Here is a 14,307-nt window from a genome sequence, read left to right as displayed (position 1 = left end):
CCCGACCATGAGGTTTCTAGATTGCGTCAACTGAAAGGCGCAAAACAGAACATGCCGGGTGGAGAGGCAATCAGCCCATGCCGGTCACTCTTGGAAGGGACGATAATCATGGCCAAGTACCGCAAAAACCTGCCGCAACTCGCGGGGACCACTTTCCTCAGTGACGGTGGCATGGAGACGACATTCATCTTTCATGACGGGATCGACCTGCCCGAATTCGCATCTTTCGTTTTGATGGGGACGCCGGAAGGCCGACAGCGATTAAAAGACTACTATATCAGCTATCTCAAAATTGCCCGCGAGAACGGCACCGGCTTCATCCTCGATACGCCGACATGGCGGGCAAACCCCGATTGGGGCGCCAAGCTCGGCTATGACGCCGAGGGCCTGCGTGCAATCAACCGGGATTCGGTCGATCTGCTGCTTGAACTTCGCAAGGAGTTTGAAACGGCCGCGACGCCTTGTGTGATCGACGGGGTCATTGGACCGCGCGGCGATGGGTACAAGGCTGGCAACATGAATGCCAACGAGGCTGAAACATACCACGCGGCGCAGATCGAGAGTTTCGCACAAACCGAAGCGGACATGGTCGCCGCCTATACGTTGACCAATTACAATGAGGCCATAGGGATTGCAAAAGCTGCCAAGACCTATGCCATACCTAGCGTCATCTCGTTCACGGTCGAGACTGACGGAAAACTGGTGACCGGCTTGTCGCTCGGCGATGCGATCAACCGGGTGGACGATGCAACCGGAGGTTCACCAGCCTACTATATGATCAACTGTGCACATCCGAGCCATTTCGTCGATGCACTGGAGAAAGGCGAGGCGTGGCTCGACCGTGTGCGCGGGACCAAGGCGAATGCTTCGACCAAGAGCCATGCGGAACTCGATGATTCAGTTACGCTCGATGCCGGAGATCCTGCCGATCTCGGGCGGTGGTATAATGGTTTGACCCGATCATTTCCGCAGATGCGTATCCTCGGCGGCTGCTGCGGCACGGACCATCGCCACGTTGCGGCGATCTGCGAGGCCTGTTCAACGCAAACGGCCTAGTTTGCCTTCCTTCATGCTCGCGAAACTGGTAAAGCGGGGCCGGATCAAGTCATCCGGCCCCGCAATTGCGATGAGGGAAAGCATGCAGGACATGAATATCGGGCTATGGGATTTCGCGCTGCGCCTCTACAAAGCCCCTGACGTCGCCGATGCATGCCTGGCATTGCAGGAGCGCAATGGCGTCGACGTGACGGTGCTGTTGTTCGCCGCCTGGCTCAAACATGGTTCCATCGCACTTTCTCCGGCAAAGACAGTCCAGATCATCGGGCTGGTCGACGAATGGCGCGATGACGTCGTTGCCCCATTGCGCGCCATCCGCCAGCGCATGAAGACCGGACCAAAACCGGGACCTGACAAACACACTGAAACCCTGCGCGACGCCGTGAAAGCGGCCGAGCTTTCCGCGGAACGCATCGAGCTTATGGAACTTGAAACGGCGGGGCTGGCACTCGCCACGATTTCAGACGATAGCAACCGTTCGACCGATGAGAACCTGCCACTCGTCGTGCGTTATTATCATGGCTCGACCCTGGATTCCGAAGCTCGCAAGTCCATCGCAACAGTGGAACGGGCAATAGAGCAAATTTTGGCCAAGTAGGACTGTTCTGCCAGCGAACTCGGGCCAAATTCACAGTGCTTCGGCGTCGTTTGATGGAACTGGTCGGCCTATGATTGCTGCTGCCCGGTTTCGTCTTCTTTCCAGCGTTTGACGAGCGGCAGATTGATATCGAACAAGTCCAATGCGCGTCCGACTGTCTGGTTGACCATGTCGTCGATGGTCTTTGGCTTGCTGTAAAAGGCCGGAACGGGCGGCATGATGATGGCGCCATTGCGCGTGGCCTGATCCATCAGCGCAATGTGCCCGGCGTGCAGCGGCGTTTCGCGGAGCAGCAAAACGACCCGGCGACGCTCCTTGAGGCAGACATCGGCGGCGCGCACGATCAGTTCGTCATTGTAGCAATTGGCGATGCCGCTCAAGGTCTTCACCGAGCAGGGCGCAACCAGCATGCCGGCGGTGCGGAAGGACCCCGACGAGATGGCGGCGCCAATATCGCGATAGTTATAGAGTTTGTCGCCGAGGCCGCGGATTTCTTCGGCACTCATGTCGAGTTCGTCGGCCGCGGTGCGCAGTGCTGATGGCGAGACGATTGCATGCGTCTCGACGTCTTCGACGTCGCGCAAGAGCTGCAAGGCACGAACGCCATAGATGACCCCGGAGGCCCCGGTTATGGCGATGATGAGACGGCGCATGACTAGTTCGCCGACTCTGAAGCATGGAGCGCCGAGCGGGCGGAGTGGGCAACATGCTCCTCGGCAGCAGCTTTTGCAGCGGCCTTGTCGCGTTTGGCGATGGAAGTGACGATCTTCTCGATTTCGGCGATGCTCTGGACGCGCCGCTCGGGACGCACGACGGAACGCCGGCGCAGCGGGGACGTGAGAACGGTCAACTTGCTCAAGACACCGAATGCAATAGGATTGCGTGCTCCGGTGCAGATACGGTCATAGAAATCGCGTTTGCTGGCGACGATTTCCTCGGCATTGCCATGCAGATAAGCTTCCTTCAAACGCAGGAAGTGGGCTTTCAAGGCTTCGACCTCTGCATCCGGCGCATTCTCGATGAACTGTTCGACGATAAGGGGTTCGAGCACGCCGCGGATGCGATAAATATTCTCCGCGTCCTCCGATGTCACTGTGACCACGGCAAGGCCGCGATTGTTGAGGTCGGTAAGAATACCTTCGGACTGCAACTGGCGCAGCGCTTCACGCAGCGATGTGCGGCTGACGTTGAGCTGCTGGCACAGATCTTTCTCCACAAGACGCGTACCTGGCTCCAGCAATCCTGTCTCGATTGCACGCCGCAGCGACTTCATGATCTTGTTTCTCAGCGGCGCAGACTCATGTGTAAGCGGACCGAATGGTTCCATGACCGGATCGTTCATTTTATCCCTCGCAATGCTGCTGCCTGCGTTGTGTTGTCTGTCCCTCAGCGCCGACCCCCGCCGGCGCTGAAACTATATCAGAATCGGGCGATAGTCGCCTGATTATGCTTTCTTTTCAATATCACGCGCCGGTGTTTCGGGTTTCATACCACCTTTACGCCGGGAGAAAGTGTTTTCGCCATTGGCGCGCCAGTCGCCGCTGACAGCCTTGTCGGCAAAGTTACTCCAGACATCGCTCCAGTCGCCGAGCGAATAACCGTGCCATGGTGGCTGCGGCGAGAGCGGTGGCAATTGCAGGTTTTCCCATATCTCGCGGGCCCGCACCATATAGGGTTCGGCGGGCAGGGCGAGAGGCGGCATCGGTGCTTTCAACGTTGCATCGATGAGAAGGGTGCCTTCGGCATTCTTGTTTGCCGATTTCGGCCCATGCCCGCCCGAGCGGTAGGGCGTCACATGCACGTCATCGATCATATTGGCGCGGTAAGCGAGCGACCAGAACACGGCGTCGGCATTGCGGGCGTCGATATCGTCAGAAACGGCGATGACGATCTTGCCGCACTGCGCCTGAAGCATCGCCGCACCCTGCAGGCCGCGCCAGATCTCGGACTGCGGCGCGCTGCGGTCGAATTCCAGGAAGATCACCTTGCGGATGTTGGTCAAAGGCTCATGCATGACGACGCGCTTGATGCCCTTGATGTTGAGCACTTTCTTCAGGTGATTGAAGAATAGCGGCTCATAGGCAACGCGCTTGAGAACGCTCGATTCGCTGGGTGTAACCTGACTGACGATCGAGACAAGCACGGGTTTGCGCTTGCGGGTGATCGCCGTCACGCGCATCGACATGTTGAAATCTTCGAGCGCGACGTGGCCATGGCTTTCGCCAAACGGCCCTTCCGGCTCAAGCAGCTCAGTATCGATGAGGCCTTCAATGACGATTTCAGCGTCGGCCGGCACTTCAAGATCGATAGTCTTGCACTTGACGATACGAACGGCCTCGCCGATGAGACCGCCGGCAACGCCGAGTTCGTCCTGATCGATAGGCAGCTTCTGGGGCCCGGTGAAAAGTACGGCAGGAGCACAGCCGATAACAATGGCGCAGGGCATAGGTTCGCCGCGTTTCTGATACTTCAGCCAATGCTGATACCCGCCGGCACCGGACAGGCGGCTTGCCATGCGCACGCCAAGCCGGTCCTCGGCTTTCAGCGCGGCGCGATAGGTGCCCATGTTGCGGATGCCATTTTCCGGATCACGTGTGACGCAAAGCGTCGCGGTGAAATAGGGGGCACTGTCGAAGCCCGGTGTCGATACCGGAACCGGCAAGCTGCCGAGACCACGGCCTTCGAGCTTGAGATCGTCGCCCGTGATGACGACTTCCTGGCATGGCGCGTCCTCGACCATGACAGGGTCGATGGGGTTTTCCATGGCGTTGACCCAGACATCGCCGATCTCGCTCTCGGGAACGCCAAGACCGATGGCATAGATTTCCGGCGAAGCGGCGAGGACCCCGACGGCAACCGGGATATCGTATTTCTCGCCCTTCGCATCTTTCACGTCGGTGAAAAGAAAGCCGCGTCGTTGCGATTCGGGCAGACCGCCCTGGAACTGCCAGCGCGCCAGCGGATGCAGTTCGCTATCCTTGTCGATCGGCACCTGAATTCGCGTCAGCAGGCCTCGTTCTTCCAGCCGTTCCAGATGTTCTTGCAGGTCCAGTGGAGCCTTGCGCTTGTGCGTCGTCATGTAAGTCTCATTCTCCCGAAGATGCGCCTCTCCAGTGCCGTGCAGGCGAGATAAAAAGCGCAAAACCCACTCATAATCATAAGAGCGATCCGCCCAATCAGAAAGATATTGCATCTTTTCGATTGCATTACTCCGACATACTGTCATACATTAATACGAAGAGCAACAGAATGTCGTCGGCGTAATTTCAGCCGGTAAGGGTAGAGGATTTATGGGAAGCCCACTTCATAAAAGCACGAGCGGACCTGGGACAGCGGTATTGGAAAAGCCCGAGATGGCTGATCTGTCGCCGGAAATGAAGCTTGTACGCGATGCGTTGTTCCGCCATGTCGGAAAGCCGCTTCCGCGCAAGGAAGACGGGCGGCTCATTACCGGCAAGGGCCGGTTTTCCGACGATTTCAGCCTGCCCGGGCAGACGTTCGCTGCGATGGTTCGCTCGCCATATCCGCATGCGCGGATCCTCGGCATCGACACAGCGGAAGCGCTGGCCAGTCCCGGCGTTCTGGCCGTCCTGACTGGCGCCGATTTGTTGGCTGACGGACTTGAGCCAATCCCGCACAATCCCGTTCCTTCGACGAAATTCGATGTGAAGCTGACGGCTGCCGGCGGCGGCATACCATTCACAGGTCCACATTATCTGCTCCCGGCCGACAAGGCCCGCCATGTGGGCGAAGCCGTGGCTGTGGTGGTTGCCGAGACAGCGGCCCAGGCGGCGGATGCGGCCGAAAAAGTGTTTGTCGATTACGAGGAATTGCCGCACGTCACCGAAACCAAAAAGGCCGCGCAGCCCGGCGCACCCGCGGTGTGGGACGAAGTGCCGGACAATGTCTTCATTGACTCGAGCTTTGGCGACGAAGCGGGGACAGCAGCAGCCTTCGCGGCGGCCGATCACGTGGTCACGGCCGAATTCCATATCGGCCGCGTGACCGCCGTACCGATCGAGCCGCGCTCGTCGCTCGGTCATTTCGACGAGGAGACCGGGCGCTATACGCTTTATGCCGGCAGCGGCGGCGCTGTGCGCCAGAAGGGCGAGCTTTCCAAGGTTCTCGGTATAGAGCCGAAGAACCTGCGTGTGCTTTCATACGACGTCGGCGGAAATTTCGGCGCGCGCAATCGCGTCTATGTGGAGTTTGGTCTGGTGCTTTGGGCGTCGAAGAAGATCGGGCGGCCGGTGAAATATACGGCGACGCGCTCCGAGGCGTTTCTGACGGATTATCAGGGTCGCGATCTCATAACCAAGGTCGAACTGGCGCTTGATCGCGAGGGCAAGTTCCTGGCGATGCGGGCGGACAACCTCAGCAATGTCGGCGGTCGGTGCGTGTCGCTGTCGCCGCTCAGCAAGGGCTCCGGTCTCATTACCGGCTCCTATCACATTCCGGTGGCGACGCTGCGCGCCCGCGCCGTCTTCACCAATACGATGTGCACGCAGGCCTACCGTAGCTCCGGCCGGCCGGAAGTAACCTACGCGATCGAGCGTCTTGTCGAGAAGGCCGCGCGCGAACTCGGTTTCGACAAGCTCGAACTGCGCCGCAAGAACCTCGTTTCGCCGGATATGATGCCTTACACCAATGCCGTCGGTTCGATCTATGACAGCGGCGAATACGAAAAGAACATGGACCGCGCGCTTGAGCTTGCCAATTGGGACGGCTTCGAGGTGCGCCACGAGGAAGCGGCCAGCCGCGGCAAATTGCTGGGCCGGGGCTTTGCCAATTACGTCGAGTCGTCCATCGGTTCACCGAAGGAACGTGCCGAGATCGAAATCAAGCAAGATGGCACGGTCGAAGTTGTCATCGGTACCCAACCGAGCGGCCAGGGTCATGAGACGAGCTTTGCGCAAGTGGTCGCCGACATGATCCAGGTGCCTGTCGAAAAGGTATGGATTATCCTTGGCGATACCGACATCGTCAGCGTTGGCGGCGGGTCGCATTCGGGCCGTTCGATGCGCCACGCGGGAACCGTCATGGCCATGGCGTCTGCAGACCTCCTGAAGGAAGGTCGCCGGCGCGCAGCGGAACATTTCGGCGCAGACTTCGACGCTATCGATTTCGAAAGCGGTCATTTCAAGCTGCGCGGCACCAACCAGACGATCGATATCTTCACGCTCGGCGACCTGACGCGTGAGAAGGATGGGCCGTTGCGGGTGGCGCGTGACAATGAGATGCACACTCCGGTGTTTCCGAATGGCGCAGCGATCTGCGAAGTCGAGGTGGATCCGGAAACCGGACACGTTCTCATTACCAGCTACGCGACCGTGGACGATGTGGGCCGCTGCATCAATCCGCTGATCGTTCATGGCCAGACCCATGGCGGCATTGCGCAGGGCGTAGGGCAGGCGATGTGGGAGCTTTGCGCCGTCGATGCCTCGTCGGGCCAGCCGCTCGCCGGATCATTCATGGATTACGGCATGCCGCGCTCCGACAACATGCCTTCCTTCAAGTGCGAGATTGCCGAAGTGATTTCTCCGACCAATCCGCTTGGCATCAAGGCCGGCGGCGAAGGCGGAACAACGCCGGCGCTGGCTACGGTCGTCAACGCCGTGCTCGACGCGCTCAAGGACTACGGCGTCACCGATATCGATATGCCGGTCACCCCGCATGCGGTGTGGCGGGCCATTCATCAATCGAAAGGCGAGCGCGATGCTCGTGCGTCCTGAGGAGGATTTCTCGCAAATGACTGCCGAAACCAAGACCAATATCCGCATCATCGCCTTTCCGGGCGCTCCCAACCTGCCGACATTCGCAGCGGTGGAACAGGGGTTCTTCGCCGATGAAAACCTGTCGGTTGATCTGACGTTGACGGGGAGCTCGGTTGAGCAGGCGCAGCGGACTGCCGCGGGCGAATTCGACATCGTCTTTACCGCTTTTGATAATGTCGTGGCTTATGGCGAGGGGCAGGGAGCTGCTGGCGCCGGGGTTGATCCGGGCTATGTCGTGCTCATGGGCGGAACGCAGCTCGAGCTTGCCATCGTTACCGCGCCCGAGATCAAGGAATATTCGGATCTCAAAGGCAAATCCGTCGCGCTCGATGCACTTTCGACGGGGTTCGCGTTTGTGCTGTTCGATATGTTCGAAGATGGCGGATTGAAGCGGGACGACGCAACCTACGCACCCGTTGGAGCGACGCCGCAGCGTTGGCAATCGGTGAAGGGCGGAGAGCACGCTGCGACCTTGACGATCGAGCCATTCACCAGCATTGCCCGCCGTTCGGGCTTCAACGTGCTCGACGTGTCGACCCGGATCTACGACAGCTATCAAGGTGGCGTAGTCACGGCGAGGCGCGCATGGGCGGCGGAGAATCCGCAAGCTGTTCGCGCGTTCATCCGCGGTTACCTGAAGGGCCTTGCCTGGACGCTTGATCCGGCAAATCGCGAGGCGGCTGAACAGCTCTTGCAGGCGAAGATGCCGGAAATCCAGCCCGCTGCGCTGCAGTCTGTCATGAACAGCCTGCTGTCGGCGAAATCGGGCCTGACACCGGATGCGAAAATCATTCCGGAAGGCATGCAGCGCGTGCTCGAATTGCGCTCGCGCTACGGCATAGCCGGGGCACCACTGACCGATCCGGCGAGGTATCTGGACCTGTCGCACTACGAGGCCGTGACTGGCGCGAACTGAGAGGAGAGTTTGATGGATCTCAAAGGTGAATACCGCATCGCTGCGCCGCGCGAGCATGTCTGGGCGCTGATCAATGACCCGCAGGCGCTGCGCGAATGTATCCCCGGTTGCAATAGCCTTGAAGGCTCGCTGGAGGATGGGTTTACCGCCCGCGTGACCACCAAGATCGGCCCGGTCAAAGCGACATTTGAAGGTGAAGTCACCCTGAGCAACGTTGTAGCGCCCGAGAGCTATACCATCTCCGGTGCTGGCAAGGGTGGTATCGCCGGTTTCGCCAGGGGTGGCGCCGACGTCAACCTTGCCGATGTCGATGGCGAAACCGTCCTGACCTATGTCGCCAAGGCGCAGGTAGGCGGCAAGCTGGCACAGCTTGGTTCCCGGCTGATCGATTCAACGGCCAAGAAGCTTGCAGACGAGTTCTTCGCCAGCCTTGCGGCCCGCGCCGCCCCTGTTGACGCTGTGGCGATAGCGATTGAAACACCAGCGGAACGCCCCAAGGCCCGCTGGTTCTCCAGATAAAAGGGAAGGCACCCATGTCCAAAGTCGCCATCACCGTCAACGGCACGCTCCACACGAAGGAGGTCGAAGACCGTACGTTGCTCGTCCAGTTCCTGCGTGATCATCTTGGCCTGACCGGAACACATGTCGGCTGCGACACGACGCAGTGCGGCGCCTGCACGGTCATCGTCGACGGCAAGGCTGTCAAATCCTGCACGATACTTGCGGCCTCGATCGAAGGAGCATCGGTTTCCACGGTCGAAGGCTTGGCCGATGGCGAAAAGCTGCACGATGTGCAGGCGGCCTTTCATGAACACCACGGGTTGCAGTGCGGTTTTTGCACGCCCGGCATGATCATGGCATCGGTCAACATGATTGAGCGACACGACGGTGTTCTCGATGAGGCAACGGTTCGCCACGAGCTCGAGGGCAATCTTTGCCGTTGCACGGGATATCACAACATCATCAAGGCGGTACTCTCCGCCGCTGAAAAGCACCGCGCGGCGCACGCCGTCGCGGCGGAATGAAGAAGGCAGACGCCAATGTATGAAACAACCTATCATAGGCCGGGAACGCTGCAGGAAGCAGTCAGTCTTTTCTCCAAAGTCGAGGAAGCCGCTTACCTCTCCGGCGGGCATACGCTGATCCCCACGATGAAGGGAAGGCTGGCGGCGCCTGCCCATCTGATCGATGTTCGCCGCATTCCCGAGCTTTCGGGTATTACCGTTGGTCCCGATCGAATCATCGTCGGTGCGGCAACCACGCATGCCACCGTCGCTGCATCCGAAAAGATCAGGGCGCTCATTCCGTCGCTTTGTGGCCTTGCCGGTTCGATCGGTGACGTTCAGGTCAGGCATGTCGGCACGATCGGCGGCTCGGTTGCCAATAATGACCCGGCAGCCGACTACCCGTCGGCCGTGCTGGCGCTCGATGCGACATTGCATACGGATCGCCGCAGCATCCCGGCTTCCGAATATTTCGCCGGGCTCTACACCACGATGCTGGAGCCTGGTGAAATTCTCGTCCGTATCGAGTTCAAGATGCCGGAGATTGCCGGGTATGCCAAGTTTCGCAATCCGGCGTCACGGTATGCCTTGGCAGCTGCGTTCGTTGCCCGTCATCGCGACGGCAATATCCATGTGGCGATCACGGGGGCCGGAAACGCCGGCGTCTTTCGCTGGACGGAGGCCGAGGAAGCGCTGCAGGCGCGGTTCGAGCCCGATGCGGTGAAAGGGCTGCTGCCAGATGAGAACGACCTGATGGGCGACATGCACGCTCCTGCCGATTACCGCGCGCATCTTGTCGGGGTCGTGACCCGCCGTGCAGTGGAAAACCTCGGCGGCACATTGATCGAATGATGATAGATCATGCTGATGGAGTTATGCTCCGTTCAATCCGCCGCCTTCGGACAGGAGATCCAGCATTGCCGGATTGATGAAAAGGTTTTCGCGTCCTGATTTGATTTCCCGAAGCACGCCTATTTCTACGAGCGCTTTCAGATAGGTGGAGGCCGTTTGCCTCTTGGCAATTCCTGAGTCAACCAGATCGCCAATGCGGCAATAAGGATTAACGAAGATAATTTCTGCAAGCTCTCGAGAATAGATTTTTGGCAGTTCTTGACGAATTCTGGCGGTAGTTTCATTCAAAAGGTCGCGAATTGCGCGGATCTTCAATGTCGACCATTGTGCAGTCTCCTTCACTGCTTCAATCATGAAAAGAATCCAGTTCTCCCATTCGCTATTTGTAGTGACGGCCAGAAGCCGCTGATAGTAGAGCGATTTGTTCCGGATAATGTAGCGGCTAAGATAGAGGATCGGAATTTCCAACAATCCTTTGTCGACGAGAAACAAAAGATTCAAGACACGGCCTGTTCTGCCGTTCCCGTCAGTGAACGGGTGGATTGCCTCGAACTGATAATGCATTACCGCAAGGCGGATGATTGGATCGATGTCTTCCGCTTCATGGATATAACGCTCCCAGTTTGCGAGCTTATCGCGCAGCAAGTCCTGCCCATCAGGGGGCGTATAAATAACGGCGCCGGTTGCCTCGTTCACAAGTGCTGTCCCGGGTGTAGCACGAATATCCAGATCAAGACCTTTGATCGTACGGCAAACCTTAACTGCTATTGACGTGGAGAGTGGGCGTTGTTCGAGCAGTCGAAACCCTTCCCGAAGAGCGGTGCGGTATCGTAAAGCCTCCTTTGTTGCCGCATCCGCTTGATTGCTTTCTTCGTTGACAAAGCGAAACAGACGATCCGTTGTTGTGACAATATTTTCGATCTCGGAACTTGCCTGTGCTTCCAGGAGAGGGATGGAACTGATCAACACAGCTTGGTTGGGTATGAGTTGGCCCGATACCAGCAGTTCTGTCAAGGCTACGCGTGCCTCGGTGCAGGCCTTTAGTATAGACTTTGTCTCTATATCCCGCGATGGGGGCAAAAGAGGCAAATCATTGTAGGGACGTTCAGGCCGAAAGGTCATGTCGATGTTCTCGGTTTTCATCGACGTATCATTGTTACATGTCGATTGGGTCGACACGATGCCCTATTATGTCGACAAAATCAATTTATATCGACATATTATTAAATCGGTCAAAGCAAAAAGAACCGCCGCGGTTGCCCGCAGCGGATTCTTCAATAAGCGATGGACCTTGTCGTTTCAGACGCTGTCGTGGCCGGTGATTTCGCTCTGCCACGGGGCAACGTATTTTTCCAGCCATCCGACCAGCGCGGTCAAGGCCACGGCGAGCACCATGATCAGAATGACGGGCACGAACATCTCTGCGGTGCGGAAACTATTGGCCGAAGTGATGATGATGCCGCCGAGGCCGGAGATCGCGGTGAGGAACTCGGCGATGACGATACCGATGACCGCCTTGCCGATACCGAGACGCAGACCTGCCATGATGTAAGGGATTGTTGCCGGCAGAATGATGCCGCGCATGATGGCCGTCTGCGAGGCGCAGAAGGCGGTGCCGACCTCGATCATGGTTTTCGGCACGGCCTTCACACCGAACCACGTGTTGATGCAGATCGGGAAGAAGGAGAGGAGGAAAACCACAACGGCCTTGACCATGAAGCCAAGACCGAACCACAGGATCAGCAAGGGAACAAGGGCAATCAGCGGGGTGGCATAGCCAGCGGTGACATAGATGCCCAGGGCGGACTCGAGAATGCGGTATCGGCCGAGGAGAAGACCGACCGGGATACCGACGATCGCAGCGACGATATAACCAACGATGAATGGCTGGCTGCTTTGAATGAGCGCGTCCTGCAGGCGGCCGGTCTGCAGCATCGAGAAGAATGCCTTGATGATGGCGCTGGGGTAGGTGCCAAGCAACGGGTTGACGTCGCGGCCGAAGAACTCCCAGAGACCAGTCGCTACGGCGACCGATATGGTGGTGATCACCCACGCCGGTACAGTGGTTGTCCAGCTTGCCTGACCTGTGCGGCGCTCCACGCGGGCTGGCGCCTGTATTTCTGCGTCTGTCGTCATAGTCTTTCCTTAGGCTGCAGCCGAAACGCCCGCATCGTGCAGGGCTTCCCAGATCAGCGTGCGTTTCTTGGAATATTCCGCCGAAGTGCGGATGGCGCGCATATCGAGGCGCGGGCGCTCCAGTTCGATCGGAATGATCTGGCTTATCTTGCCGCCATGCATGACCGCAACGCGGTCTGCGAGCATCACCGCTTCGTCGAGATCATGGGTCACGAAAATGATCGTCTTCTGGGTCTTGGCATGGATGGAAAGCAGTTCGCCATGAAGCCCCTCACGCGTTTGTGAATCCAGCGCGCCGAAAGGCTCGTCCATCAGAAGGACTTCGGGATCGATCGCCAGCGCGCGAGCAATACCCACGCGCTGTTTCATGCCGCCGGAAAGCTGGTGAGGGCGTCTGTCCTTTGCCAGGGTCAGACCGACCAGTTCCAGATAATGCATGGCCGTCCGGGAAAGTTCAGGCTCCTTCATGCCCTTCATCTCCAGCCCATAGCCGATATTGCTGAGCGTATTGCGCCAAGGCAGCAATTCGGCATGCTGGAACACCATGCCGCGGTCGTGACCACAGCCGGAGACAGGACGCCCGGCGACTTTGACCTGCCCGGACGTGGCTGTCTCAAGGCCCATGATAATGCGCAGGGCGGTCGTCTTGCCGCATCCGCTTGGGCCGATCAGGGCAACGACGTCACCCTTTTCGACATTGAAGGAGACACCGTCCAGGGCATGATGCGTGCCAAAGGACTTGGTGATGTTCTGTACTTCCAGATGGGCCATATTCTTTTCCAGTTATTTCTTGACGCGTGCGAGAGCCTCGGTGCGCACGCTGTCATCGACGAACTTCTTGGTATCGGCGTTGCCGTCGAGGAACTTGAGCTTGACCATCTCATCGTCAACCCACTGCAGCTTGTCCAAGGGGATGGCCAGATCCGCATTGATCGCCTTGTATTCGATAGCTTCATTGTAAATGAACTCGGCGGTCTTGTCGTCCTCGGGCAGGTGACCGACCTTGCGTGCAACCTCGAGCATTGCGTCCTTGTTGGCAATCGCATGAGCGAGGCCTTCCATCTCGGCGGCGAGGAAATTGGTCATCGCTTCGCGGCGCTCGGCGATCTTCTTGCCGGTGGTCATGATGCACACCTTGAGGAACTGCGGTGTAACCTCGACACCCTTCAAAAGCGGCTTGACGTTCAAGGCGTCTGCATCGACGGCAAATTCGCTTGAGCTGGCAGCAGCAGCAACGACGCCGCCGCCAACTGCCTTGACGCGATCGGCGCTGCCGCCGGCATTGGCAAACGTTACGTCCGTATTGGCAAGGCCGGACGCTTCAAGCGCGAGGCGGGTGAAAATATCGGGAAGCGAGCCAGGCGCAGAAACGCCGACCGTCTTGCCTTTGAGATCAGCCGCACTCGCGATGTCTTTACCGGAAAAGACCGTATAGGTCATGCCGGGCCAGTCGCAGCCGATGATCTTGACGTCGGCGCCCTGATGCAATGCGGAGAGCGCGATAACGGGGCTCGCCTCGAAACTGTCGAGATCGCCGGCGATGAGCGCCTTCAACGCAGTTGGACCACCGGTGAATTGCACCATGTCGATGTTGATGCCGTGCTTGTCATCGAAGCCGCCTTCTGCAGCTTGAAAGAGGAAACCGGAATCGCCCTTGGCTTCAACGATGCCGTGGCGCCACGCCTCTTGAGCGCTGGCTATCGACGTCATTGCGGTTGACGCAAGGATCACACCGGCGAAAGCGCAGGCAAAACGGGTTTTAAGAGACTTGTGAATCATGAGTTCCTCCTCCAAGGGCGCCCGTGCCGGGCATTCACGCAAATGCAGTTGGCTTAATTTCTCTTGTCATTCTGTTATAATGTATGTTTGCCATACAAACAAATTTGTGGGAGAAGTCAAGTCGCCAAGGCATCTTTTTGTCGGAAGGAGGGTACACGGAAGCGTGTTTTCATCCGATCGGCGACGCCATGG

General features: G+C 58.4%; 14 protein-coding genes. 7 read left to right on the top strand and 7 right to left on the bottom strand.

Annotated elements, in window-relative coordinates; genetic code table 11:
- The first annotated feature begins 108 nt into the window (after positions 1–108).
- A complete protein-coding gene (locus PHA01_RS20125) occupies positions 109–1,056 on the top strand; it encodes a homocysteine S-methyltransferase family protein (RefSeq protein WP_271898139.1) in 948 nt (315 codons plus the stop codon).
- Between the two features lie 82 nt (positions 1,057–1,138).
- Complete coding sequence (locus PHA01_RS20120; RefSeq protein WP_271898138.1) at positions 1,139–1,654, top strand: TIGR02444 family protein; 516 nt, start codon at positions 1,139–1,141, stop codon at positions 1,652–1,654.
- Positions 1,655–1,722: 68 nt separating this feature from the next.
- On the opposite strand, the gene PHA01_RS20115 is transcribed toward PHA01_RS20120, so the two are convergent.
- The 3 genes from PHA01_RS20115 to PHA01_RS20105 all read right to left on the bottom strand — a co-directional run bounded on the left by PHA01_RS20115 (position 1,723) and on the right by PHA01_RS20105 (position 4,733).
- A complete protein-coding gene (locus PHA01_RS20115) occupies positions 1,723–2,307 on the bottom strand; it encodes a UbiX family flavin prenyltransferase (protein ID WP_271898137.1) in 585 nt (194 codons plus the stop codon).
- Between the two features lie 2 nt (positions 2,308–2,309).
- Complete coding sequence (locus PHA01_RS20110) at positions 2,310–2,996, bottom strand: GntR family transcriptional regulator (protein ID WP_112530535.1); 687 nt, start codon at positions 2,994–2,996, stop codon at positions 2,310–2,312.
- A 102-nt stretch (positions 2,997–3,098) separates the two neighbouring features.
- Positions 3,099–4,733 carry a UbiD family decarboxylase gene (locus PHA01_RS20105; RefSeq protein ID WP_112530744.1) on the bottom strand — a complete coding sequence of 545 codons (1,635 nt, stop codon included), beginning with the start codon at positions 4,731–4,733 and terminating at the stop codon, positions 3,099–3,101.
- Positions 4,734–5,007: 274 nt separating this feature from the next.
- Here PHA01_RS20105 and PHA01_RS20100 point away from each other — a divergent pair, with 274 nt between their 5' ends.
- The 5 genes from PHA01_RS20100 to PHA01_RS20080 are packed head-to-tail and all read left to right on the top strand — an operon-like array spanning position 5,008 to position 10,200.
- On the top strand, positions 5,008–7,386 hold the full coding sequence (locus tag PHA01_RS20100; RefSeq protein ID WP_271898136.1) for a xanthine dehydrogenase family protein molybdopterin-binding subunit: 2,379 nt from the start codon (positions 5,008–5,010) through the stop codon (positions 7,384–7,386).
- A 16-nt stretch (positions 7,387–7,402) separates the two neighbouring features.
- On the top strand, positions 7,403–8,344 hold the full coding sequence (locus tag PHA01_RS20095) for an ABC transporter substrate-binding protein (RefSeq protein ID WP_271898135.1): 942 nt from the start codon (positions 7,403–7,405) through the stop codon (positions 8,342–8,344).
- Positions 8,345–8,356: 12 nt separating this feature from the next.
- The gene (locus PHA01_RS20090; RefSeq protein ID WP_271898134.1) at positions 8,357–8,863 is read left to right on the top strand and encodes an SRPBCC family protein; all 507 of its coding nucleotides are present in this window, start codon (positions 8,357–8,359) and stop codon (positions 8,861–8,863) included.
- A 14-nt stretch (positions 8,864–8,877) separates the two neighbouring features.
- Positions 8,878–9,369, top strand: coding sequence for a (2Fe-2S)-binding protein (locus tag PHA01_RS20085; protein ID WP_271898133.1), 492 nt, complete (start codon positions 8,878–8,880; stop codon positions 9,367–9,369).
- Positions 9,370–9,384: 15 nt separating this feature from the next.
- Entirely contained in the window at positions 9,385–10,200 is an 816-nt protein-coding gene (locus tag PHA01_RS20080) for an FAD binding domain-containing protein (RefSeq protein WP_271898132.1), read from the top strand.
- Between the two features lie 21 nt (positions 10,201–10,221).
- On the opposite strand, the gene fic is transcribed toward PHA01_RS20080, so the two are convergent.
- The 4 genes from fic to PHA01_RS20060 all read right to left on the bottom strand — a co-directional run bounded on the left by fic (position 10,222) and on the right by PHA01_RS20060 (position 14,115).
- Positions 10,222–11,343 (bottom strand): protein adenylyltransferase Fic, encoded by a 1,122-nt coding sequence (fic, locus tag PHA01_RS20075; RefSeq protein ID WP_417020995.1) that lies wholly within the window; start codon positions 11,341–11,343, stop codon positions 10,222–10,224.
- A 156-nt stretch (positions 11,344–11,499) separates the two neighbouring features.
- Entirely contained in the window at positions 11,500–12,336 is an 837-nt protein-coding gene (locus tag PHA01_RS20070; RefSeq protein WP_271898131.1) for an ABC transporter permease, read from the bottom strand.
- Between the two features lie 9 nt (positions 12,337–12,345).
- Positions 12,346–13,107, bottom strand: a complete 762-nt coding sequence (locus PHA01_RS20065; RefSeq protein ID WP_271898130.1) for an ABC transporter ATP-binding protein — start codon at positions 13,105–13,107, stop codon at positions 12,346–12,348.
- Between the two features lie 12 nt (positions 13,108–13,119).
- A complete protein-coding gene (locus tag PHA01_RS20060) occupies positions 13,120–14,115 on the bottom strand; it encodes an ABC transporter substrate-binding protein (protein ID WP_162701944.1) in 996 nt (331 codons plus the stop codon).
- Positions 14,116–14,307 lie beyond the last annotated feature (192 nt).

It is taken from the genome of Candidatus Phyllobacterium onerii (assembly GCF_028331445.1).
Lineage (GTDB): Bacteria > Pseudomonadota > Alphaproteobacteria > Rhizobiales > Rhizobiaceae > Phyllobacterium > Phyllobacterium onerii.
Note: the sequence above shows the minus strand (reverse complement) of the source record. Positions and strands in the feature narration are given on the sequence as shown.